At 60.1% G+C, this 22,109-nt stretch carries 19 protein-coding genes; 11 read left to right on the top strand and 8 right to left on the bottom strand.

All coding sequences use genetic code 11. The features are described 5' to 3' along the window. The first annotated feature begins 138 nt into the window (after nucleotides 1-138). From hutU to hutG, 9 genes are all read left to right on the top strand, one after another. A complete protein-coding gene (gene hutU, locus AO277_RS13295) occupies nucleotides 139-1,836 on the top strand; it encodes a urocanate hydratase (protein ID WP_010216557.1) in 1,698 nt (565 codons plus the stop codon). Between the two features lie 113 nt (nucleotides 1,837-1,949). Beyond that, nucleotides 1,950-2,918, top strand: a complete 969-nt coding sequence (locus AO277_RS13290; RefSeq protein WP_002555731.1) for an ABC transporter substrate-binding protein — start codon at nucleotides 1,950-1,952, stop codon at nucleotides 2,916-2,918. 73 nt (nucleotides 2,919-2,991) lie between these two features. Continuing rightward, on the top strand, nucleotides 2,992-3,843 hold the full coding sequence (locus AO277_RS13285) for an ABC transporter permease (RefSeq protein WP_002555732.1): 852 nt from the start codon (nucleotides 2,992-2,994) through the stop codon (nucleotides 3,841-3,843). Next, on the top strand, nucleotides 3,840-4,670 hold the full coding sequence (locus tag AO277_RS13280; RefSeq protein ID WP_052834979.1) for a quaternary amine ABC transporter ATP-binding protein: 831 nt from the start codon (nucleotides 3,840-3,842) through the stop codon (nucleotides 4,668-4,670). The genes AO277_RS13285 and AO277_RS13280 overlap by 4 nt, the downstream gene beginning before the upstream one ends. Before the next feature lie 12 nt (nucleotides 4,671-4,682). Further along, nucleotides 4,683-6,224, top strand: coding sequence for an HAL/PAL/TAL family ammonia-lyase (locus AO277_RS13275; RefSeq protein WP_044318145.1), 1,542 nt, complete (start codon nucleotides 4,683-4,685; stop codon nucleotides 6,222-6,224). 55 nt (nucleotides 6,225-6,279) lie between these two features. Then, nucleotides 6,280-7,827, top strand: coding sequence for a histidine ammonia-lyase (gene hutH, locus AO277_RS13270; protein WP_044318144.1), 1,548 nt, complete (start codon nucleotides 6,280-6,282; stop codon nucleotides 7,825-7,827). Nucleotides 7,828-7,933: 106 nt separating this feature from the next. After that, on the top strand, nucleotides 7,934-9,310 hold the full coding sequence (locus AO277_RS13265) for an L-histidine transporter HutT (protein ID WP_044318143.1): 1,377 nt from the start codon (nucleotides 7,934-7,936) through the stop codon (nucleotides 9,308-9,310). Between the two features lie 15 nt (nucleotides 9,311-9,325). Then, nucleotides 9,326-10,531, top strand: coding sequence for an imidazolonepropionase (gene hutI, locus AO277_RS13260; RefSeq protein WP_044318142.1), 1,206 nt, complete (start codon nucleotides 9,326-9,328; stop codon nucleotides 10,529-10,531). Between the two features lie 11 nt (nucleotides 10,532-10,542). Beyond that, nucleotides 10,543-11,343, top strand: a complete 801-nt coding sequence (gene hutG, locus AO277_RS13255; protein WP_044318141.1) for an N-formylglutamate deformylase — start codon at nucleotides 10,543-10,545, stop codon at nucleotides 11,341-11,343. 186 nt (nucleotides 11,344-11,529) lie between these two features. On the opposite strand, the gene AO277_RS13250 is transcribed toward hutG, so the two are convergent. Next, on the bottom strand, nucleotides 11,530-13,770 hold the full coding sequence (locus tag AO277_RS13250; protein WP_044318140.1) for a heavy metal translocating P-type ATPase: 2,241 nt from the start codon (nucleotides 13,768-13,770) through the stop codon (nucleotides 11,530-11,532). Between the two features lie 86 nt (nucleotides 13,771-13,856). Between AO277_RS13250 and cadR the strand changes: the two genes are divergently transcribed. Further along, nucleotides 13,857-14,303 (top strand): Cd(II)/Pb(II)-responsive transcriptional regulator, encoded by a 447-nt coding sequence (gene cadR, locus AO277_RS13245; RefSeq protein ID WP_044318139.1) that lies wholly within the window; start codon nucleotides 13,857-13,859, stop codon nucleotides 14,301-14,303. 21 nt (nucleotides 14,304-14,324) lie between these two features. Here cadR and AO277_RS28530 read toward each other — a convergent pair whose 3' ends face one another. From AO277_RS28530 to AO277_RS13205, 6 genes are all read right to left on the bottom strand, one after another. Next, a complete protein-coding gene (locus AO277_RS28530; protein WP_044318138.1) occupies nucleotides 14,325-15,221 on the bottom strand; it encodes a hypothetical protein in 897 nt (298 codons plus the stop codon). A 3-nt stretch (nucleotides 15,222-15,224) separates the two neighbouring features. Beyond that, entirely contained in the window at nucleotides 15,225-15,422 is a 198-nt protein-coding gene (locus AO277_RS13235; RefSeq protein WP_003343866.1) for a hypothetical protein, read from the bottom strand. Between the two features lie 77 nt (nucleotides 15,423-15,499). After that, entirely contained in the window at nucleotides 15,500-16,471 is a 972-nt protein-coding gene (locus AO277_RS13230) for a thymidylate synthase (protein ID WP_044318137.1), read from the bottom strand. A 52-nt stretch (nucleotides 16,472-16,523) separates the two neighbouring features. Then, nucleotides 16,524-17,336, bottom strand: a complete 813-nt coding sequence (gene lgt, locus AO277_RS13225; RefSeq protein WP_004655000.1) for a prolipoprotein diacylglyceryl transferase — start codon at nucleotides 17,334-17,336, stop codon at nucleotides 16,524-16,526. A gap of 586 nt (nucleotides 17,337-17,922) precedes the next feature. Further along, a complete protein-coding gene (ptsP, locus tag AO277_RS13210; protein WP_002555744.1) occupies nucleotides 17,923-20,202 on the bottom strand; it encodes a phosphoenolpyruvate--protein phosphotransferase in 2,280 nt (759 codons plus the stop codon). A 21-nt stretch (nucleotides 20,203-20,223) separates the two neighbouring features. Continuing rightward, nucleotides 20,224-20,703, bottom strand: coding sequence for an RNA pyrophosphohydrolase (locus tag AO277_RS13205; protein WP_002555745.1), 480 nt, complete (start codon nucleotides 20,701-20,703; stop codon nucleotides 20,224-20,226). 142 nt (nucleotides 20,704-20,845) lie between these two features. On the opposite strand from AO277_RS13205, the gene AO277_RS13200 reads away from it, so the two are divergent. Next, nucleotides 20,846-21,502, top strand: coding sequence for a histidinol-phosphatase (locus AO277_RS13200; RefSeq protein WP_044318136.1), 657 nt, complete (start codon nucleotides 20,846-20,848; stop codon nucleotides 21,500-21,502). A gap of 13 nt (nucleotides 21,503-21,515) precedes the next feature. On the opposite strand, the gene AO277_RS13195 is transcribed toward AO277_RS13200, so the two are convergent. Then, nucleotides 21,516-21,944, bottom strand: coding sequence for a DUF2269 family protein (locus AO277_RS13195; RefSeq protein ID WP_099259018.1), 429 nt, complete (start codon nucleotides 21,942-21,944; stop codon nucleotides 21,516-21,518). Nucleotides 21,945-22,109: the final 165 nt, after the last annotated feature.

Genomic DNA, 22,109 nt, shown 5'->3' with positions numbered 1-22,109 from the left:
TCTGATTGCATATGCTTGTATGTACAAGTAGAGACAGGCTAGACATTCTGTCTTTCTACTGGACTGAATCGGCCTGCTTCGCCAGGCACTGTTCGCCCTTCAACGGGCTGGTTCGCATTGATCGCCGAGGATTTTTTTGTGACCGAGAATAATCAAGACCTGAAGCAGAACTGGACCCGCCATCGCGAAGGCGTCGTACGGGCTGCCCGCGGCACTCAATTGACAGCCAAAAGCTGGCTGACCGAAGCGCCGCTGCGCATGTTGATGAACAACCTCGACCCGGAAGTCGCCGAGAACCCCAACGAATTGGTGGTTTATGGTGGCATCGGTCGCGCTGCGCGCAACTGGGAGTGCTACGACAAAATCGTCGAAAGCCTCACTCAGCTCAACGATGATGAGACCCTGCTGGTGCAGTCCGGCAAGCCGGTTGGTGTGTTCAAGACCCACAGCAACGCCCCGCGCGTACTGATCGCCAATTCCAACCTGGTGCCGCACTGGGCCAGCTGGGAGCACTTCAACGAACTGGATGCCAAGGGCCTGGCAATGTATGGCCAGATGACCGCAGGCAGCTGGATCTACATCGGCAGCCAGGGAATCGTGCAAGGCACCTACGAAACCTTCGTCGAAGCCGGACGCCAGCACTATGACGGCAATCTCAAGGGTCGCTGGGTGCTGACCGCAGGTTTGGGCGGCATGGGTGGCGCGCAGCCGCTGGCCGCGACATTGGCCGGGGCCTGCTCGCTGAACATCGAATGTCAGCAGAGCCGTATCGATTTCCGCATCAAGACCCGCTACGTCGACGAACAGGCCGCTGATCTGGATGACGCTCTGGCGCGCATTGCCAAATACACCGCCGAAGGCAAAGCCATCTCCATCGCCCTGTGCGGCAACGCAGCAGAAATTCTGCCGGAAATGGTCCGTCGCGGTGTGCGCCCGGACATGGTCACCGACCAGACCAGCGCCCACGACCCGCTCAATGGCTACCTGCCCAAAGGCTGGACCTGGGACGAGTACCGTGCCCGCTCGGTCAGCGAGCCGGCCAGTGTGGTCAAGGCGGCCAAGCAATCGATGGCCGAACACGTCGAAGCCATGCTCGCCTTCCAGCAAGCGGGCATTCCTACCTTCGACTATGGCAACAACATTCGCCAGATGGCCAAAGAAGTCGGCGTCGCCAATGCCTTCGATTTCCCCGGTTTCGTCCCGGCCTACATCCGCCCGTTGTTCTGCCGCGGCATCGGGCCGTTCCGCTGGGCCGCGCTGTCGGGTGACCCAGAAGACATCTACAAGACCGACGCCAGGGTCAAGGAACTGATTCCCGACGACGATCACCTGCACAACTGGCTGGACATGGCCCGTGAACGCATCAGTTTTCAGGGGCTGCCCGCGCGCATCTGCTGGGTCGGCCTGGGTCAGCGCGCCAAGCTGGGTCTGGCCTTCAATGAAATGGTTCGCAGCGGCGAGCTGTCGGCACCGGTGGTAATCGGCCGCGACCACCTGGACTCCGGTTCGGTCGCCAGCCCCAACCGCGAAACCGAATCCATGCGCGATGGCTCCGATGCCGTCTCCGACTGGCCGCTGCTCAATGCCCTGCTCAATACCGCCAGCGGCGCGACCTGGGTTTCGCTGCACCACGGCGGCGGCGTGGGCATGGGCTTCTCGCAGCACTCCGGCATGGTGATCGTCTGTGACGGTACGGACGAAGCCGCCGAACGCATCGCCCGCGTCCTTCATAACGACCCGGCCACCGGTGTGATGCGCCATGCCGATGCCGGTTATGACATTGCCATCGACTGTGCCAGAGAGCAGGGCTTGAACCTGCCGATGATCGGACGTTAAGGGGGCTGCGGTTATCAAACCGACAGACTCGGGGGAACGGGCATGAACATGCCCACAGGCCGGATGCCTACTTGAAGCTGCCGTCATCCATTTCAGGCTTAGGAGCATCGATAATGAATATGAAAAAGGCCCTGCTGACCACCTTGGTATCCGCTGGCCTGCTCGCCAGCGCAGGCACAAGTCAGGCTGCCGGCTGGTGCGAATCAGGCAAGCCGGTGAAATTCGCCGGTCTTAACTGGGAAAGCGCGATGCTGCTGACCGACATTCTGCAGGTCGTTCTGGACAAGGGTTACGGCTGCACCGTTGACGCCCTGCCTGGTAATTCCATCGCCATGGAAAACGCCTTGAGCACCAACGATATCCAGATCTTTGCCGAAGAATGGGTCGGCCGCAGCGAGGTCTGGAGCAAGGCCGCCGCAGCCGGAAAAGTGGTCGGTGTCGGCGCGCCTATCGTTGGCGCAGTGGAAGGCTGGTATGTGCCCCGCTATGTGATCGAAGGCGATGCCAAACGCAAGCTTGAAGCCAAGGCACCCAACCTGAAATCCATCAGCGATCTGGCCCAATATTCGGCGGTGTTCAAGGATCAGGAAGAGCCCGGCAAAGGCCGCTTCTACAACTGCCCGGCTGGCTGGACCTGCGAGCTGGAAAACAGCGAAATGCTCAAGAGCTATGGCCTGGAAAGCAAATACACCAACTTCCGCCCGGGCACCGGCCCTGCGCTGGATGCGGCTATTCTCTCCAGCTACAAACGTGGCGAGCCGATCCTGACCTACTACTGGTCGCCGACTCCGCTCATGGGCCAGGTGGACCTGGTGCGTCTGGAGGAGAAAGCCGGGGTCAACAAGACGATCGATATCAAGGTCGGCGTGTCCAAAGTGTTCCACGATGAGGCCCCTGAACTGGTCGCCATCCTGGAAAAGGTCAACCTGCCTATCGACCTGCTCAACCAGAACCTGGGGCGCATGGCCAAGGAACGTATCGAATCGCCGAAGCTGGCGAAGATTTTCCTGAAAGAGCACCCCGAAGTCTGGCACAAATGGATCAGCGAAGACGCCGCGAAAAAGGTGGACGCTTCGCTGTAAACGAAAGGGCAGTCGGACTGACAAATCCGACTGCCCTGACGTTGACCCGACACACCTCATTTGAGAGCCGCTTATGTTTCCTGAAAGCTTCACTTTCTCGATCGCCAACTGGGTCAACGACGGGGTCGACTCGCTGGTGACTCAGTATGGCGATGTGTTCCGGCACATTTCCGACACCCTGCTATGGGCCATCGTCAACCTCGAAAGCCTGCTGCGCATGGCGCCGTGGTGGCTGATGCTGATAATCGTTGGCGGCATTGCCTGGCACGCGACACGCAAGATCGTCACGACGCTGGTCATCGTCGGCCTGCTGTTTCTGGTCGGTGCGGTCGGGTTGTGGGACAAGCTGATGCAGACATTGGCGCTGATGCTGGTCGCCACGATCATTGCGGTACTGATCGGCATTCCACTGGGCATTCTCTCCGCGCGCAGCAATCGCCTGCGCTCGGTGCTGATGCCGCTGCTGGACATCATGCAGACCATGCCCAGCTTCGTTTACCTGATTCCGGTGCTTATGCTGTTCGGCCTGGGCAAGGTCCCGGCCATCTTCGCCACGGTGATCTACGCCGCGCCGCCATTGATTCGTCTGACCGACCTGGGCATTCGTCAGGTTGACGGTGAAGTGATGGAAGCCATCAACGCCTTCGGTGCCAACCGCTGGCAGCAACTGTTTGGCGTGCAACTGCCGCTGGCCATGCCGAGCATCATGGCCGGGATCAACCAGACCACCATGATGGCGCTGTCGATGGTGGTCATCGCCTCGATGATCGGCGCACGCGGGCTGGGTGAAGACGTGCTGGTGGGCATTCAGACGCTCAACGTCGGACGCGGGCTGGAAGCGGGTCTGGCCATCGTCATTCTGGCGGTCGTCATCGACCGTATCACGCAGGCCTATGGCCGCCCACGGCATGAGGCGCACAAATGAGCAGCGTGGAACCGAGCAAGATCGTCGTTAAAAACGTATTCAAGATTTTTGGCAACCGCTCAAAGGAAGCACTGGGGCTGATCAAACAGAACCAGAGCAAGGATCAGGTACTGGCGCAAACTGGCTGCGTGGTCGGGGTCAACGACCTGTCGCTGTCGATCGGCAGTGGCGAAATCTTCGTCATCATGGGCCTGTCCGGTTCCGGCAAATCGACGCTGGTACGCCACTTCAACCGCCTGATCGACCCTACCAGCGGCGAGATTCTGGTCGATGGCGAAGACATCCTGCGCTACGACATGGAGGCGCTGCGCCAATTCCGTCGGCACAAGATCAGCATGGTGTTCCAGAGCTTCGGCCTGCTGCCGCACAAGACCGTGCTGGCCAACGTCGCGTACGGCCTGAAAGTGCGCGGCGAGAGCAAGGCGCTGTGCCAGGAACGCGCGCAGCACTGGATAACGACCGTAGGCCTGAAGGGCTACGAAAACAAATACCCGCACCAGCTTTCCGGTGGCATGCGCCAGCGCGTCGGTCTGGCACGAGCACTGGCAGCCGACACCGACATCATTCTGATGGACGAAGCGTTCAGCGCCCTCGACCCGTTGATTCGCGCCGAGATGCAGGACCAGTTGCTGGAACTGCAAGCCAGCCTGCACAAGACCATCGTGTTCATTACCCACGACCTGGACGAAGCGGTACGCATCGGCAATCGCATCGCGATCCTCAAGGACGGGCGCTTGATTCAGGTCGGTACACCGAAAGAAATCCTTCACTCGCCCGCTGACGATTACGTGGACCGTTTCGTTCAGCGCCGCGTGGCCACCCTTTAAGGACCGTTGCAGATGTCGCGAGCAGAACAGATCGTCATCGGTGAAGCCCCGCTGGGCTGGCAGGACGTAGTCGCCGTGGCCCGCCATGAGGCGCAACTGGTGTTGTCGGATGCCGCCTGGGCGCGGATCGATAACGCGCAGGCCATCGTGCAGCAGATTGTCGTCAGCGGCGAGCGCGCCAATGGCGTGAACACCGGGCTCGGCGCGCTGTGCAATGTGTCACTGCAAGGCGAACAGCTCAGTCGCCTGTCGCGCAATACCCTGCTCAGCCATGCCTGCGGCGTGGGTGCGCCGCTGGCCGACGAGCAGACTCGCGCAATCATCTGCGCCGCAATCCTCAATTACAGCCAGGGTAAATCCGGCATTCACCGGCAAGTGGTCGAAGCGCTGCTGGCCTTGCTCAATCGGGGCATTACGCCACACGTGCCATCGCAGGGTTCGGTGGGTTACCTGACCCACATGGCGCACGTCGGCATCGCCTTGCTGGGCGTCGGCCAAGTCAGCTATCGCGGGCAGATCGTCCCGGCTGAGCAGGCCTTGGACGAAGAAGGTCTGGCTCCGGTCATCCTCGGTGCCAAGGACGGATTGTGCCTGGTCAACGGCACACCGTGCATGACCGGCCTGAGCTGTCTGGCCATCGCCGACGCCGAGCGTCTGAGCCAGTGGGCCGACGTGATCGGCGCGATGAGCTTCGAAGCACTGGGCGGTCAGCTGGATGCATTCGATGAGAGCATTCTTGCCCTCAAACCGCATCCCGGTATGCAGCAGGTGGGCAAAAACCTGCGCAGCGTATTGGCGGGCAGCGAAGTGCTTGCCAGCCGCCAGGGCATTCGTACCCAGGACGCGCTGAGCATCCGCTCGATTCCCCAAGTGCATGGCGCAACCCGCGATCAGTTGGCTCATGCCATTCGCCAGATCGAGACCGAGCTGAACTCGGTCACCGATAACCCCATGCTGCTCGGCACGCCCGATGACTGGCGCGTGGTGTCTCAGGCCAATCCGCATGGCCAGTCGGTGGCGATGGCGGCAGACCTGCTGTGCATGGCGCTGGCAGAACTGGGCTCCATCGCCGAGCGACGCCTCGACCGCCTGATCAACCCGATGGTCAGCGGCCTGCCGGCGTTTCTGGTCAGCCAGCCGGGGGTGAATTCGGGGATGATGATCGTTCAGTACGTCGCCGCCTCGCTGTGCGCGGAAAACCGCCAGATGGCGCAACCGGCGGTGGTCGATAACTACGTCACCTCCGGCCTGCAGGAAGACCATCTGAGCCTGGGCACCAGTGCCGCGCTCAAGCTGCACAAAGTGCTAGGCAACGTCACACAGATTCTGGCCATCGAGTATTTGCTGGCGGCCCAGGCGTTCGAATTCCTCAAGGCGCAAGGGTTTGGCGTGGGTACAGGTGCTGCGTGGCGACTGCTGCGCGAGCGGGTTCCGGCCTACGATGAAGACCGCTGGCTGGCCCCTGATATCGCCAGCAGCGCGGCCCTGCTCAAAGACGCAACATCGCTGGAAAGGGTTTTCCAGCACTGCCGCGATCATGCGGCAACCCTATAAAAAGCGGCGGACGGCCACACGCCGTTGCTGACATCAATCAAGGAGTAGCTGCATCGTGACCACTTTATCTGCCAAGACGCTGAACCTGATCCCCGGCCAACTGACCCTGGCGCAATTGCGCGCCATTCATCAGCAGCCGGTCAGGCTGACGCTGGACAGCAGTGCAGACCAGCAGATCGACGACAGCGTCGCCTGTGTCGAAAGCATTTTGGCCGAGAACCGCACCGCCTACGGGATCAACACCGGCTTTGGCCTGCTCGCCTCGACGCGGATTGCCAGCGAAGACCTGGAAAATCTGCAGCGTTCGCTGGTGCTGTCGCATGCGGCCGGTGTCGGTCAGCCGATCAGCGATGAGCTGGTGCGTCTGATCATGGTGCTCAAGGTCAACAGCCTGAGCCGCGGCTTTTCGGGCATTCGGCGCGTGGTCATCGACGCCCTGATTGCGCTGATCAATGCCGAGGTCTACCCGCATATTCCGCTCAAGGGCTCGGTCGGTGCTTCCGGCGACCTTGCACCGCTGGCGCACATGTCGCTGGTGCTGCTGGGCGAAGGCAAGGCGCGCTACAAGGGCGAATGGCTGAACGGCGTCGATGCGCTGGCGGCTGCCGGGCTGCAACCGCTGACCCTGGCAGCCAAGGAAGGGCTGGCACTGCTCAACGGTACGCAAGTGTCTACCGCCTACGCATTGCGCGGCCTGTTCGAAGGCGAAGACCTGTTCGCTGCAGCGTTGACCTGTGGCTCGCTGACCGTCGAAGCCGTGCTCGGTTCGCGCTCACCCTTCGATGCACGTATTCATGCAGCACGCGGTCAGCGCGGGCAGATCGATGCCGCTGCCTGCTACCGCGACTTGCTCGGCGAAAGCAGTGGCGTGTCCGAGTCGCACCGCAACTGCGACAAGGTTCAGGACCCCTACTCGCTGCGCTGCCAGCCGCAGGTCATGGGCGCATGCCTGACCCAACTGCGTCAGGCCGCCGAAGTGCTGGAAATCGAAGCCAACGCGGTGTCCGACAACCCGCTGGTGTTCGCCGCCGAGAACGACGTCATATCCGGTGGTAATTTTCACGCCGAGCCGGTCGCCATGGCGGCGGACAACCTCGCGCTGGCCATCGCCGAGATCGGCTCGCTTAGCGAACGTCGCATTTCGCTGATGATGGACAAGCACATGTCGCAACTGCCGCCCTTCCTGGTCGCCAACGGAGGCGTCAATTCCGGCTTCATGATCGCGCAGGTCACGGCCGCCGCGCTGGCCAGTGAAAACAAGGCGCTGGCTCATCCGCACAGCGTCGACAGCCTGCCGACATCCGCCAATCAGGAAGACCATGTGTCGATGGCCCCGGCCGCTGGCAAGCGGTTATGGGAAATGGCAGAAAACGTTCGCGGGATTCTTGCCGTAGAATGGTTGGCTGCCTGCCAGGGTCTGGACTTGCGTGAGGGTCTGAAAACCTCTCCGAAACTGGAGCAAGCCCGCGGCCTGTTGCGCAGCAAGGTCCCGTTCTATGAAAAGGACCGTTTTTTTGCACCGGACATCGAAGCTGCCAGTCAGCTGTTGTCCTCCACTTGCCTGAACCCGCTGGTTCCTGCACGTCTGCTACCGAGTTTGTGATGTACCGCGAGCCTGGCAGGGCTCGCTTTGGTCATTGCTGCGGGAAGCCGATTGCAGGCGTTTTCGCGGCTTTTGCCATACCTGTATGTAATGAAATGGACCTGAAATGACGTCACAAGATGGTTTGAAACGCGGGTTATCCGCCCGCCACATACGCTTCATGGCCCTGGGCTCTGCCATCGGCACAGGGTTGTTCTACGGCTCGGCCTCGGCGATTCAACAAGCCGGTCCGGCCGTATTGCTGGCGTACCTGATCGGCGGCGCGGCGGTGTACATGGTGATGCGCGCGCTGGGCGAAATGGCCGTTCACGACCCAGTTTCCGGCTCGTTCAGCCATTACGCCACGCGTTACATGGGCCCGCTGGCCGGTTTCGTGCTGGGCTGGACCTACGCGTTCGAGATGATAATTGTCTGCCTCGCCGACGTGACCGCATTCGGCATCTACATGGGCTTCTGGTTTCCAGAGGTGCCGCGCTGGATCTGGGTGCTGGGCATCGTCTTTCTCATCGGCGCGCTCAACCTGTGCAATGTGAAAGTCTTCGGCGAAACCGAATTCTGGCTGTCGATCCTCAAGGTCAGCGCCATCGTGGCCATGATCGTCGCAGGCTTCGGCATCATGATTTTCGGCATCGGCAGCTCGACCAGCGGTACCGAAATAGGCATCAGCAACCTGTGGGCGCACGGCGGCTTCATGCCCAACGGCGTCACTGGCCTGATCGCCTCGTTTGCGGTGGTGATGTTTGCCTTCGGCGGCATCGAAATCATCGGCATCACTGCAGGCGAAGCCAAAGACCCGCAACGCAGCCTGCCACAGGCGATCAACGCCGTACCGCTGCGCATTCTGCTGTTCTATGTGCTGACACTGTTTGTGCTGATGTGCATTTACCCGTGGCCGCAGATCGCCACCCAAGGCAGCCCGTTCGTGCAGATTTTCGATAATCTGGGCATTGCGTCGGCGGCAACAATCCTCAATATCGTGGTCATCTCTGCTGCGGTGTCGGCCATCAACAGCGACATCTTCGGCGCCGGGCGCATGATGTATGGCCTGGCCCGTGACGGTCAGGCACCCGCGAGCTTTGCCCGCGTGTCGCGGCATGGCGTGCCGTGGATGACCGTACTGGTGATGGGCATAGCGCTGCTGGGCGGCGTCTTGCTCAATTATCTGATACCCAAAGACGTGTTCCTGCTGATCGCTTCGCTGGCAACGTTTGCCACGGTCTGGGTCTGGCTGATGATTCTGCTCACCCAGGTTGCCATGCGCCGTTCGATGAGCCGCGAAGAGGCCGCACAACTGAAATTCGCGGTGCCGTTCTGGCCTTACGGACCGGCCGCCGCCATCGTCTTCATGCTGTTCATCTTCGGCGTGCTGGGCTATTTCCCGGACAACCGTGCAGCCTTGATCGTCGGCGCAATCTGGATTGTGCTGCTGCTCATCGCCTACGGGTTGTGGGTCAAGCCAAAGGCGCTCAACAAACCCCACTGACCAAAGAGGCCCGGAATGAAAACGCTCTGGAAACACTGTCACATCGCAAGCATGGCGCACGGCAAATACTCGATCATCGAGGATGCCGCCATCGTGACCTCCGGAGCGCTCATCGAGTGGATCGGGCCTGAAACCGAGCTGGCCGAGCAGGAGCATGACAGCTGCATCGATCTGGGCGGCGCATGGGTGACGCCCGGCCTGATCGACTGCCACACGCACACCGTGTTTGGCGGCAACCGCAGCGGCGAGTTCGAACAGCGTCTGCAGGGTGTGAGCTACGCCGAGATTGCCGCAGCAGGCGGCGGTATCGCCAGCACGGTGCGCGCGACTCGTGCGGCCAGTGAAGATGAGCTGTACGCCAGCGCCGAGCGACGCTTGCGACACTTGCTCAAGGACGGCGTGACTACCGTCGAGATGAAGTCAGGTTATGGGCTGGACCTGGAAAACGAGCGCAAGATCCTGCGGGTGATCCGCCGCCTGGGTAATACCCAACCGGTCACCGTACGCGCCACCTGTCTGGCCGCCCACGCCCTGCCACCGGAATACGCGGATCGCGCCGACGACTATATCAATCACATCTGCAACGACATGCTGCCGACACTGGCTGCCGAAGGGCTGGTGGATGCCGTGGACGCGTTCTGCGAGTACCTGGCGTTTTCACCTGCGCAGGTCGAGCAGGTGTTCATCAGCGCAGGGCAGTTGGCGCTGCCGGTCAAACTGCATGCCGAGCAGCTTTCTTCGCTGGGCGGGTCAAGCCTCGCGGCACGTTACAAGGCGCTGTCGGCGGATCATCTGGAGTTCATGACCGAAGACGATGCCGTCGCCATGGCCGCTGCCGGGACCGTCGCAGTGCTGCTGCCGGGGGCGTTTTACTTCCTCCGTGAAACACAGCTGCCGCCGATGGAAGCGCTGCGCAAGCACGGCGTGCCGATTGCGATTTCCACCGACCTGAACCCCGGCACCTCGCCAGGGCTGTCGTTGCGTCTGATGATCAACATGGCCTGCACGCTGTTTCGCATGACACCTGAAGAGGCACTGGCGGGTGTGACATTCAATGCCGCCAAGGCACTGGGCATGAGCGCGACCCACGGCTCGCTGGAGGTCGGCAAGGTAGCGGATTTCGTCGCTTGGGACATTGAGCGACCGGCTGATCTGGCCTACTGGCTGGGCGGCGATCTGGATAAACGCATCGTGCGCCACGGCGTCGAATCATCGATCTGAAGGAGAGCCCTGTGGATAACGTTCTGACATTCAAACGTGGCCGCGTTCCGCTGCTGATCAGCATGCCGCATGCCGGTCTGAAACTGACCCCGGTGGTCGAAACCGCGCTGGTGGACGAAGCATTGAGCCTGCCGGACACCGACTGGCACATTCCGCGTTTGTATGACTTCGCCGCTGAATTGGGCGCCAGCACCCTGGCCGCCGAATACTCGCGCTTTGTCATCGACCTCAACAGGCCGTGTGACGACAAGCCCATGTACGCCGGTGCGACCACCGGCCTGTTTCCGTCGATCCTGTTCGATGGCGTGCCACTGTTCAAGGACGGCCAGACGCCCAGCGCCGAGGAACGAGCGCGGTATCTGCAACAGATCTGGACGCCGTATCACCAGACGCTGGAGCAGGAACTGCAGCGAATGCGTGATGAGTTCGGCTATGCGCTGCTGTTCGACGCCCACTCGATTCGCGGGCACATTCCGCATTTGTTCGACGGTCGCCTGCCGGACTTCAACCTCGGCACCTTCAATGGTGCAAGCTGCGACCCGGAGCTGGCCAGCCGAATGGAGCAGGTCTGCGCTGCGGCCAAAGACTACAGCCATGTGTTGAACGGGCGCTTCAAGGGCGGCCACATCACCCGCCACTATGGCGACCCGGCCAACAACATCCATGCGGTGCAGCTGGAACTGGCGCAAAGCACCTACATGGAGGAGTTCGTGCCCTTCCACTACCGCCCGGACTTGGCAGAGCCGACCCGCGCCGTGCTCAAGCCACTGCTGGAAACCTTCATTGCCTGGGGACAGGAGCGGTTTGGCTGACTAAGTCGGACGCAGAGCGTCCATAAAAGCGCTACCACGCAGAGCGTGGGAGCGATAGCTAATAACTCTGTGGGAGCGAGCTTGCTCACGAAGACAGCCGATAGCCACACCGATTATCGTTCCCATGCTCTGCGTGGGAATGCCGTTCTGGACGCTCCGCGTCCGCCCTTCAACGCCCTCGACTGATCACTTCTTGAGCAACCGCAAGCCGTTGAACACCACCAGCAAACTCACGCCCATGTCGGCAAACACAGCCATCCACATGGTCGCCATGCCCGCAAACGTGATGCCGATAAACAACACCTTGGTCGCGATTGCCAGAACAATGTTCTGCTTGAGCACTGCCGAGGTCCGACGGGACAAGCAAATGAACGTCGGTATCTTGCGCAGATCATCGTCCATCAGGGCGACATCCGCCGTCTCTATAGCAGTATCAGTACCCGCTGCCGCCATCGCAAAACCAATCTCGGCCCGAGCCAGTGCTGGTGCATCATTGATGCCGTCACCCACCATGCCTACACGATGGTTGCGAGCATAAATGGCCTCGATGGCACTCAGCTTGTCGGCAGGCAGCAAGTTGCCTTGCGCTTCGTCGATACCGACCTGATCGGCAATCGCCTTGGCGGTGTGCGGATTGTCGCCAGTCAGCATGACCGTTTTGATGCCCAGTTCATGCAACTGAGCGATGGCTTCACGGCTGGTTTCCTTGACAGTGTCAGCCACCGCAAACAGCGCGATCGGACCGGAGGTGTCCAGCAACAGCACCACGGTCTTGCCCTGCATTTCCAGAACATCGAGCTTCGCCTCCAGCTCTGGCGAACACAGACCCAGCTCTTCAACCAGGCGATGATTGCCCAGGTGATACATCTGGCCGTTGATTGCGCCCTTCACACCGCGTCCACCCAAGGCTTCAAACGCCGAGACCTCATGCAGCTTCAGGCTGCTGTCAGCCGACTTGGCAATCGCTTGCGAAACCGGGTGATCGGAGCGACCCGCAAGGCTCGCAGCAATGGCCGGCGCAGTGTCGGCGACCGTCGGGTCCAGCGGCACGTAGTCGGTCTGCACGGGCTTGCCGTGGGTCAGCGTGCCAGTCTTGTCGAGGGCCAGGTAATCAAGCTTCTCGCCCATTTCCAGATAAACGCCGCCCTTGATCAGGATGCCTTTGCGCGCCGCTGCCGCCAGACCGCTGACGATCGTCACCGGCGTAGAAATCACCAGCGCACAGGGGCAAGCGACTACCAACAACACCAGCGCGAGGTAAACCCAGTCAAACCATTCGCCGCCGAAAAACAGCGGCGCAATCAGCGCCACGCCCAAGGCGACAACGAACACCACCGGCGTATAGATGCGCGAGAAGCTGTCGACAAAGCGCTGGGTCGGCGCACGCGAACCATGAGCCGCTTCTACCGCATGAATGATGCGCGCCAGCGTCGAATTGTTCGCCGCAGCGGTCACACGATATTCCAGCGAGCCCGCCTGATTGATAGTGCCCGCGAAGACCTTGTCGCCGACAGTCTTCTCGACCGGCAGGCTTTCACCTGTGATCGACGCTTGATCGATGGTCGAGTTACCGGACACCACCTCGCCGTCGAGCCCTACGCGCTCACCTGGCTTAATGCGGACAATAGCGCCAATTTCGACGTTTTTAGCTTCAATTTCCTGCCAACTGCCGTCCGCCTGTTTAACGGTGGCCAGTTCCGGCGTCAATTGCATCAACCCGCTGATAGCGTTTCGGGCGCGGTCGAGGGACTTGGCTTCGATCAACTCGGCCACGGTGAACAGAAACATCACCATTGCCGCTTCAGGCCACTGCCCGATCAGAATTGCACCGGTCACCGCAATGCTCATCAGGGCATTGATATTCAGGTTGAAGTTCTTGAGCGCGATCCAGCCCTTCTTGTAGGTCGTCAGCCCACAACTGAAGATCGACACCAGCGCCAGCAGAGCAACGACCCAGGTCGGGCCGAGTGACGCCAAATGGACCACTTCAGCACCCAGTGCAGTAACGCCGGACAATGCCAGCGGCCACCAGTGTTTCTTCACGACCGGAGCCGCTTGGTCAGACGCTGCACCCTCCTCGACCGGCTCGGCCTGCATGCCCAGCGAACTGATGGCCTCACGAATCGGGTCGGTGGACGGCAGATCGTGCCAGACGCCCAGCAGGCGATTGATCAGGTTGAACTCAAGCTTCTGCACCCCGGCCAGCTTGCCCAGCTTGTTCTGGATCAGGGTTTGCTCGGTCGGGCAATCCATGGCTTCGATACGAAAGCTGCTCAAGCGACTACCTGATGCCAGCGCATCGTTAAAGGTCACCACAGCAGGTTGTGCATCGCTGGAGCAGCACGCATGAGCATGTTCTACGGGCTTTTGCTCAGGCGCATGCTCGCCGTGGTCATGTGCGGGGGAATTCTTGATCGTCGTGCCCATTCGTTGTGGCTCCAGGATTCTGCTTGTTGCCAAGTGAACACCCTGTAGCCACTATAGGGTCAAGCACTCAAACGAGATGAGTCCAAATGAAAATCGGCGAACTGGCAAAACTGACTGACACACAGGTCGAAACCATCCGCTATTACGAGCGCGAAGGCCTGCTGCCCGCACCTGCCCGCAGCGATGGCAACTACCGGCTGTACACCCAGACACACATGGAGCGCCTATCGTTTATCCGCAACTGCCGCAGCCTGGACATGACTCTGGAGGAAATCCGCAACCTGCTCAGCCTGCGCGACAGCCCGCAGGACCAGTGCGAAAGCGTCAATGCGCTGATCGACGAACACATCGAACACGTCAACGCCCGCGTCGCAAGCCTGCAAGCGCTTCAGGAACAACTACTCGACCTACGCCGCCGCTGCAGCGATGGCGCAGCAGAGCATTGCGCGATACTGGAGAGGCTGGAAGTGACCGGGGCTGTGGCAGCGCCAGAGGGCGAGCCTTCACATGTGGGGAGGAGTCATGGGCATTGAGTTGGGTTTGACATCTCTCGTTTAACGCTGCGCAGCTTGCACCACCGCCACAAGCTCAGTGATCGCCTTTACAAGCTGATCTTTGGCAGCTTTCTCTTTCGCAGCCTCTTCACCCGCCCGCTCAGAATCAACGCGCTTGAAAGCTTCGCGTACTTCCTCGCTGAAGACGCTGATCGAGACAATATTTTCCTGCCGAAAACCAATAGGCCTGAGCGGTGTATCGCTTGGATAATCGGTCGTGTACACCACTTTAAGGGTGTCTTTATCCCGATAGCCACTGACGGTGGGTATGAGCAGAATCTCCTGATTCACACCCGTCACTTCGGTAGGGGCCCCGACATCCATAATGTAGCCGACGTAGACCTTTCGATCTACCATCGTGATCATCACTTCATCCTTTTCGACGAATGCATCGAAAAGAGTCGAGCAGATAGGGCTGTGATCTACAGACTCGCCCAGCAGATAGGCCGCAATTTCTTCTTTTTTACTGGCACCCAGTTGCCACTTGAGAATCCTGACAGTAATAAAGGCCCCCAGACTTGGCATCGCCAAGGTCAGTAAACCTGAGAGGGCAAGGAACACACCCACTTGGCTAAAATTCCTGCCCGTGATGTCGAAGTCCTGTCCCAATTGACCTAAGGCACCCATGAAGTCGGTGTTCACGGCAAAACAGACTGGCGAGGCCGCGTTTGCCGCTTGCAGCCATTTGGGGCACAGCACACCCCAGTCATGCGAGAACAGGCCTGCAAGCGCTGCGGTTACAAACATGGCCGCCAGAAAGCAGTAAATACCGTATCGCCCCACCTGCAAGTAAAGCATCTGGCCTTCATAGCGATGCAGCCTGCAGTAAACGGTGGGATCCTTCAGGCACACCAAAAAGCCGCTGACAAGTAGTGGCAGCAGAAGTAAAAAAGCCATTTATCAGGATTCGGCTTGAGGAGTGACCAGTTTTTTAGCCTTATCGCGTGAAGAGCGAACCAAGCCTTCGATTTCTTTGGCGTCCATGGACATGCGACCCCCCCTTACCACAAGAGTGTCGATGCTCTTGATTGCCTGCATGAGGGCTGCGTCTTCAGCCTTCTTCGTATCACTACGATGTCCAATCCGATTGAAAAACATAGTCGATTCCATTGAACAAGGTCAGGGGGGTGTGCGCTGAAACTATAGCACAGCGCTAGATTCGTTCTCTTACGGGCTCAAACCGCCATCGGCGCCGTCATTGCCGGATGGTGCTGGTAGCCTTCCAGTGTGAAGTCGGAAGGCTCGATCAACTCCAGCCACTCAGGCTGATACACACCGGTCTTGGCAAACTCGGGCACGCGGTCGGAGATCACCAGTTTCGGCATCGGGTACGGCTCGCGGGTCATCTGTTCGTTGAGCATGTCCAGGTGGTTTTCGTACACATGGGCGTCCCCTATGAAATAGGTAAACCAGCGCGGCGTGTAGCCAGTCAGGCGACCGATCAGGCTCAGCAGTGCAGCGCCTTCGGTCAGGTTGAACGGCGTGCCGAGGCCCAGGTCGTTGGAACGGATGTAGAGCGTCAGCGAGATTTCGCGGGTCTGCGGGTTGGGGTGCAGCTGGTACAGCAGGTGGCACGGCGGCAGGGCCATTTCATCGAGCTGTGCACAGTTCCAGCCGTGGAACAGGATCCGGCGGCTGCCTGGGTCATTGATGATGGTGTCGACGCATTGGCGAATCTGGTCGATGGCCTTGTACAGCACTACGAACGACTGGCCGTCCTCTTCCGATTCGGCAATCTGGCGATAACCCTGACCAAGCGCCAGTTCGATGGCTGCGACATTGCCGGCATCGATACGCTTGTAGGCTGGCCACTTGCGCCATTGCACGCCATAGATTTCGCCCAAGTCATCCTCGCCCTTGCGGAACGGGTTGTTCAGCCACCGGGCGTTTTCGTTGGCGTTCTGGTCCCAGACCTTGCAGCCCAGCTCGCGGAATTCGGCAGCATTGTTCACGCCACGCAGGAAGCCGACCATTTCGCCGATGGCCGATTTGAACGCCATGCGCCGTGTGGTGATGGCCGGAAAGCCTTCCTGCAAGTCATAACGCAGCATCGCACCCGGAAAGCTGATGGTGTTCACGCCGGTACGGTTGGCTTGCAAGGTCCCGTGCTTGATCACATGTGCGACCAGTTCCAGATATTGCTTCATAAATCACCTGCCTTGTTGAACGCGCCGGGTGCTGACACCCGGCGTTTCGGTATTAAGCCGCTGCCTTGCTGGCAGCCGGGTCGCGCTTGTAGGCCAGCCAGATCAGGAACAGGCCGGCAATGATCATCGGCAGACTGAGGATCTGGCCCATGGTCACCCATCCCCACGCCAGATAGCCCAACTGGGCGTCAGGGACGCGGACGAACTCGACCACAAAGCGGAAGATGCCGTAGAACAGCGCGAACATGCCGGAAACGGCCATGGTCGGGCGCGGCTTGCGAGCGTAAAGATTGAGGATGATGAACAGTGCAACGCCTTCCAATGCGAACTGATAGAGCTGCGAAGGATGACGCGCCAGTTGCGCAGGGTCGCTGAACGGCGGGAAAACCATCGCCCACGGCACGTCGGTCGGCTTGCCCCACAGCTCGGCATTGATGAAGTTACCGATACGCCCGGCCCCCAGGCCGATCGGCACCAGCGGGGCGACGAAGTCCATCAGCTGGAAGAAGCTCTTGCCGTTGCGTTTGCCAAACCACCAGGCCGCAATCATCACACCGACAAAGCCGCCATGGAACGCCATGCCGCCCTTCCAGACCTCGAATATCAGTAGAGGATTGGCGATGTAGGCAGACAGGTCGTAGAACAGCACATAGCCCAGCCGCCCGCCGACGATCACGCCCATGGCCAGCCAGAAAATCAGGTCAGAGAGTTTTTCCTTGGTCCAGGTCGGGTCGAATTTGTTGAGACGACGCGACGCGAGCAGCCAGGCGCCACCGATGCCGACCAGGTACATCAACCCGTACCAGTGAATTTGCAGCGGGCCGATAGCGACAGCTACCGGGTCAATCTGCGGGTAAGGCAGCATTGCGACTCCTCAATTGGAACGCCCTTGCGAGCGATTGAATCAGGCGCGCATGTTACCGGAGCCCGGCAGGATGCTCTAGCGGCGACCGATGGAAGCCGCCTGAACGAAGTGAAAAAAGATGCGCCTGATGTGTCTGGTGGTGACGAAGCGGGGGTTATCGCTCCCACGCTCCGCGTGGTAGCGCCTTTCTGGACGCTCTGCGTCCGATCTTGAGTCTGCGGTGCGGTGCAGATTTGTGACGCGGAGCGTCACGCAAGGCATTCCTACGCTGGAGCGTGAGGAACGATCACCTCACTATCGTGCGGCGCTCCGCGTCTCATGCAGTTCTGGACGCTCTGCGTCCGATCTTGAACAGGCGGCGCGGCGCAGATTTGTGACGCGGAGCGTCACGCAAGGCATTCCTACGCTGGAGCGTGAGGAACGATAATCTCGAATATCGTGCGGCGCTCTGCGTCGCATGCAGTTCTGGACGCTCTGCGTCCTATCTTGAGCGGGCGGCGCGGCGCAGATTTGTGACGCGGAGCGTCACGCAAGGCATTCCTACGCTGGAGCGTGAGGAACGATAGTTCTGTAACTATCGTGGCGCTTAGTGCCCTTTGACCGAGCTCGGATTGATCATCCGCGACAGGCCGAGGTTTTTCAGCGCCAGTTGCAGGGAGCTGCTGATGACTTGCGGGTTGTCGTTGGTCATCAACTGCGCAAGCAGTTCCTTGGCCTTGCTGAGGTTGATCTGACGCAGCATCCACTTCACTTTCGGCAGGTTGGTGGCGTTCATTGACAGGCTGTCAAAGCCCATCGCCATCAGCAGCACAGCCGCAGCCGGGTCGCCGGCCATCTCGCCGCAGATGCTGACCGGCTTGCCCTCGGCATGTGCATCACGCACCACGCTTTGCAGGGCCTGGAGCACGGCCGGGTGCAGGTAATCATAAAGATCGGCCACACGCGGGTTGTTGCGGTCGACCGCCAGCAGGTATTGGGTCAGGTCGTTGGAGCCTACCGAGAGGAAGTCGACCTGACGCGCCAGATCGCGGGTCTGGTAGACCGCCGCAGGCACTTCGATCATCACGCCCACAGGCGGCATCGGCACGTCGGTGCCTTCGTCGCGCACCTCACCCCACGCCCGGTGGATCAGGTGCAGCGCTTCTTCCACTTCGTGGGTGCTGGAGATCATCGGCAATAGAATGCGCAGGTTATTCAGGCCCTCGCTGGCCTTGAGCATGGCGCGGGTCTGGACAAGGAAGATTTCCGGGTGATCGAGAGTGACGCGAATACCGCGCCAGCCCAGAAACGGGTTGTCTTCCTTAATCGGGAAATAGGACAGCGACTTGTCGCCGCCGATATCCAGGCTGCGCATGGTCACCGGCAGCGGATGGAAGGCGGCCAGTTGCTCACGATAAATCGCCAGCTGTTCCTTTTCACTCGGGAAACGCTGGTTGATCATGAATGGCACTTCGGTACGGTACAGCCCCACCCCTTCGGCACCGCGCTGCTGAGCGCGAGCGACATCAGCCAGCAGGCCGGTATTGACCCACAGCGGCATGCGATGGCCGTCAAGGGTCACGCAGGGCAGTTCACGCAGGGCATCCAGGCCTTGGGAAAGCTGGCGCTCCTCCTCGACCACCTTGCCGAACTGCTTGCGCATGATTTCGCTGGGGTTGGTGAAGACTTCGCCGTGATAACCGTCGACCACCAGATCGATGCCGTCGACCTTGGAGTAAGGGAAGTCCACCAGCCCCATGACCGTGGGAATGCCCATGGCCCGCGCCAAAATCGCAACGTGGGAGTTGCCGGACCCCTGAACCGATACAAGACCCACCAGCTTGCCTTCCGGCACCTCGCCCAGCATGGCCGGGGTCAATTCTTCACTGACCAGAATCGTGTTGTCGGGGTAGACCAGCGCCTGCTGCCGCGCTTCCTGCAGGTAGGCCAGCAGGCGACGGCCCAGGTCCTTGACGTCCGAGGCTCGCTCCCGCAAGTAGGCATCGTCCATCAGTTCGAAACGTTTGACGTGCTCGCTGACCACCGAGCGCAAGGCACCCTGCGCCCACTGGCCGGTCTTGATGACATCGGTCACTTCGCTGCCCAGCGAGGCGTCATCGAGCATCATCAGGTAAACATCGAACAGCGCGCGCTCTTCGGGGCGCAGCTGGGTGGCGAGCTTGGCTGACAGGGTGCGCATGTCATTGCGCACGCCTTCCAGCGCGTTCTGGAACAACGCCAGCTCGGCGGCGATGTCAGTGACGGTCTTGTCCGGCACCACCTCCAGATCGGCAGGCGGCAGCATGACCACTGCCACACCTACAGCAGCGCCCGGCGAACCGGCCACACCGACGAACTTGGCTTCCTGAATGCCCTTGCCCTGGCGACCCAGACCGCGGATCGAGCCGGTGGCTTCGGCATGGGCAATAACGCCCGCCAGTTGCGCGCTCATGGTCACAAGGAAGGCTTCTTCGCCCTCGTCGAACTGACGACGCTCCTTTTGCTGGATCACCAACACCCCCACCACGCGACGGTGGTGGATGATCGGCGCGCCCAGGAACGAGGCGTAACGCTCTTCACCGGTCTCGGCAAAATAGCGATAACGAGGGTGATCTGCGGCGTTTTCGAGGTTCAGCGGTTCTTCACGCGTGCCAACCAGACCGACAAGGCCTTCATTCGGCGCCATGCTGACTTTGCCGATGGAGCGCTTGTTGAGGCCTTCGGAGGCCATCAGCACAAAGCGGTTGACCTCGGCATCGAGCAGATAGACCGAGCAGACCTGGCTGCCCATGGCCTCCTTGACGCGTAACACAATAATGCCCAACGCCGCCTTGAGATCCTTGGCGGAGTTAACTTCCTGGACGATCTTGCGCAGCGTATTGAGCATGGCTCGGGGTCGAACTCCGTGTCAGTCGCGCGATAACAGGCGCGGGGCAAGCTCTTTGAGTGCGCGTCGATACACCTCGCGCTTGAATGTCACCACCTGGCCTAACGGGTACCAATAACTGACCCAGCGCCAGCCATCGAACTCCGGTTTACCGGTCAAATCCATCCGCACCCGCTGCTCGTTGGAGATCAGGCGCAGGAGAAACCATTTTTGCTTCTGGCCGATACACAGCGGCTGGCTGTGCGTACGGACCAGGCGTTGCGGCAGACGATAGCGCAACCAGCCCCGAGTGCAGGCAAGTATTTGCACATCATGTCGTTCCAGCCCGACTTCTTCATTCAATTCACGATAAAGCGCGTCTTCCGGCGTCTCCTGCGGGTTGATTCCACCCTGAGGAAACTGCCAGGCATCCTGGTTAATACGCCGAGCCCATAGGACCTGACCAGCATCGTTTGTCAGAATAATCCCGACATTAGGACGGAAACCATCGGGGTCGATCACGGCAACAACCTCGCAAACGCATGTCGCCGCATTGTTCCACAAAGGCGATCAAACCAGCAACGAGGCTTATCACCTTATGTGAAGACTTGTGAAAACCTCGTATTCTGGGACTCTTTTTTCAACTATTTCAGCGAGTAACCCTATGCGTCTGGCTTTATTCGACCTCGACAACACGCTTCTGGGCGGCGACAGCGACCATGCCTGGGGCGATTATCTGTGCCGACGCGGAATCCTCGATGCCGCAACCTACAAGACCCGCAACGATGAGTTCTATCAGGATTACCTGACCGGTACGCTGAACATGACCGACTACCTGAATTTTACCCTGGAGATTCTGGGCAACACTGATATGGCGCAACTGGAGGAATGGCACCGCGACTTCATGCGCGACTGCATCGAGCCGATCATGCTGCCCAAGGCACTGGAATTGATCGCCAAACACCGCGACGCAGGCGACAAGCTGGTGGTCATTACCGCTACCAATCGCTTTGTGACCGCACCGATTGTGGCGCGGCTGGGCATCGATACACTGCTGGCAACCGAATGCGAGATGGTTGATGGTCGTTACACAGGCCGTACTACGGGCGTTCCGTGCTTCCGTGAGGGCAAGGTGACACGCCTCAATCAGTGGCTTGAAGACAACGCGTTCAGCCTTGAGGACAGCTATTTCTACAGCGACTCGATGAACGACCTGCCGCTGCTGGAGCAAGTGGCCAACCCGGTTGCGGTCGATCCGGACGATAAATTGCGTGCCGAAGCCGAGCGACGCGGCTGGCCGGTTATCACCCTGCGTAACTGAACGTCGGCACTGCTCAGGCCGGTTTGAAGCCCATCAGACCGGCCATCGCCACAAAGCACACGACGCTGATCACCGTCAGCGCCAAGGTGAAGCCGCGCTTGCCACCTTTGGCACCAAGACGCAACCGGTTGAGCCTGGCCACCAGCCAGACCCAACTGCACAGCCCTAGGGTGTAAAGCACACTGCTGCCCAGCACCCAGGTCTGGCCCAGTGACAGGCCTTTCAAATGCCCCAGCCACCAGCCACTGAACGGCAGCGTCGCCAGACACAAGGCCATCAACACCCAGAAAAACAGCAACGGCCGCTTGAGCAGACGATTCTGCACGGTCGTGTCGCCTTCAAGACGCACCTTGACCACCCCGCTGGCCAACACCAGCGCGCTGATCAGCAACAGCGCAATGGCGACGATGTGCAGGGTATTAAGGGTGGTGATGGGTTCCATGACGCGGTGTTCCTCTGGAATCGGGCTTGGGTGAGTTTAGCAGTGTGGACACAAGAGCCGTGCCTTAAGCGCTATCGCGCCCGTGCTCCACGTGGGCAAGCCGGTCTGGACGCTCCGCGTCCTCTTGCGACGCAGAGCGTCGTGAACTGCATTCCCACGCTGGAG

Source organism: Pseudomonas amygdali (assembly GCF_002699855.1).
Taxonomy (GTDB): domain Bacteria; phylum Pseudomonadota; class Gammaproteobacteria; order Pseudomonadales; family Pseudomonadaceae; genus Aquipseudomonas; species Aquipseudomonas amygdali.
The sequence above is the reverse complement of the archived record's forward strand: the minus strand, read 5'-3'. Positions and strand labels throughout refer to the sequence as shown.

Coding starts and splice junctions, on each gene's coding strand:
- AO277_RS13290 (WP_002555731.1), top strand. CDS start 1,950: ATGAATATGAAAAAGGCCCTGCTGACCACCTTGGTATCCGCTGGCCTG.
- AO277_RS13285 (WP_002555732.1), top strand. CDS start 2,992: ATGTTTCCTGAAAGCTTCACTTTCTCGATCGCCAACTGGGTCAACGAC.
- AO277_RS13280 (WP_052834979.1), top strand. CDS start 3,840: ATGAGCAGCGTGGAACCGAGCAAGATCGTCGTTAAAAACGTATTCAAG.
- AO277_RS13275 (WP_044318145.1), top strand. CDS start 4,683: ATGTCGCGAGCAGAACAGATCGTCATCGGTGAAGCCCCGCTGGGCTGG.
- AO277_RS13265 (WP_044318143.1), top strand. CDS start 7,934: ATGACGTCACAAGATGGTTTGAAACGCGGGTTATCCGCCCGCCACATA.
- hutI (WP_044318142.1), top strand. CDS start 9,326: ATGAAAACGCTCTGGAAACACTGTCACATCGCAAGCATGGCGCACGGC.
- AO277_RS13250 (WP_044318140.1), bottom strand. CDS start 13,770: ATGGGCACGACGATCAAGAATTCCCCCGCACATGACCACGGCGAGCAT.
- cadR (WP_044318139.1), top strand. CDS start 13,857: ATGAAAATCGGCGAACTGGCAAAACTGACTGACACACAGGTCGAAACC.
- AO277_RS28530 (WP_044318138.1), bottom strand. CDS start 15,221: ATGGCTTTTTTACTTCTGCTGCCACTACTTGTCAGCGGCTTTTTGGTG.
- AO277_RS13235 (WP_003343866.1), bottom strand. CDS start 15,422: ATGTTTTTCAATCGGATTGGACATCGTAGTGATACGAAGAAGGCTGAA.
- AO277_RS13230 (WP_044318137.1), bottom strand. CDS start 16,471: ATGAAGCAATATCTGGAACTGGTCGCACATGTGATCAAGCACGGGACC.
- lgt (WP_004655000.1), bottom strand. CDS start 17,336: ATGCTGCCTTACCCGCAGATTGACCCGGTAGCTGTCGCTATCGGCCCG.
- ptsP (WP_002555744.1), bottom strand. CDS start 20,202: ATGCTCAATACGCTGCGCAAGATCGTCCAGGAAGTTAACTCCGCCAAG.
- AO277_RS13200 (WP_044318136.1), top strand. CDS start 20,846: ATGCGTCTGGCTTTATTCGACCTCGACAACACGCTTCTGGGCGGCGAC.
- AO277_RS13195 (WP_099259018.1), bottom strand. CDS start 21,944: ATGGAACCCATCACCACCCTTAATACCCTGCACATCGTCGCCATTGCG.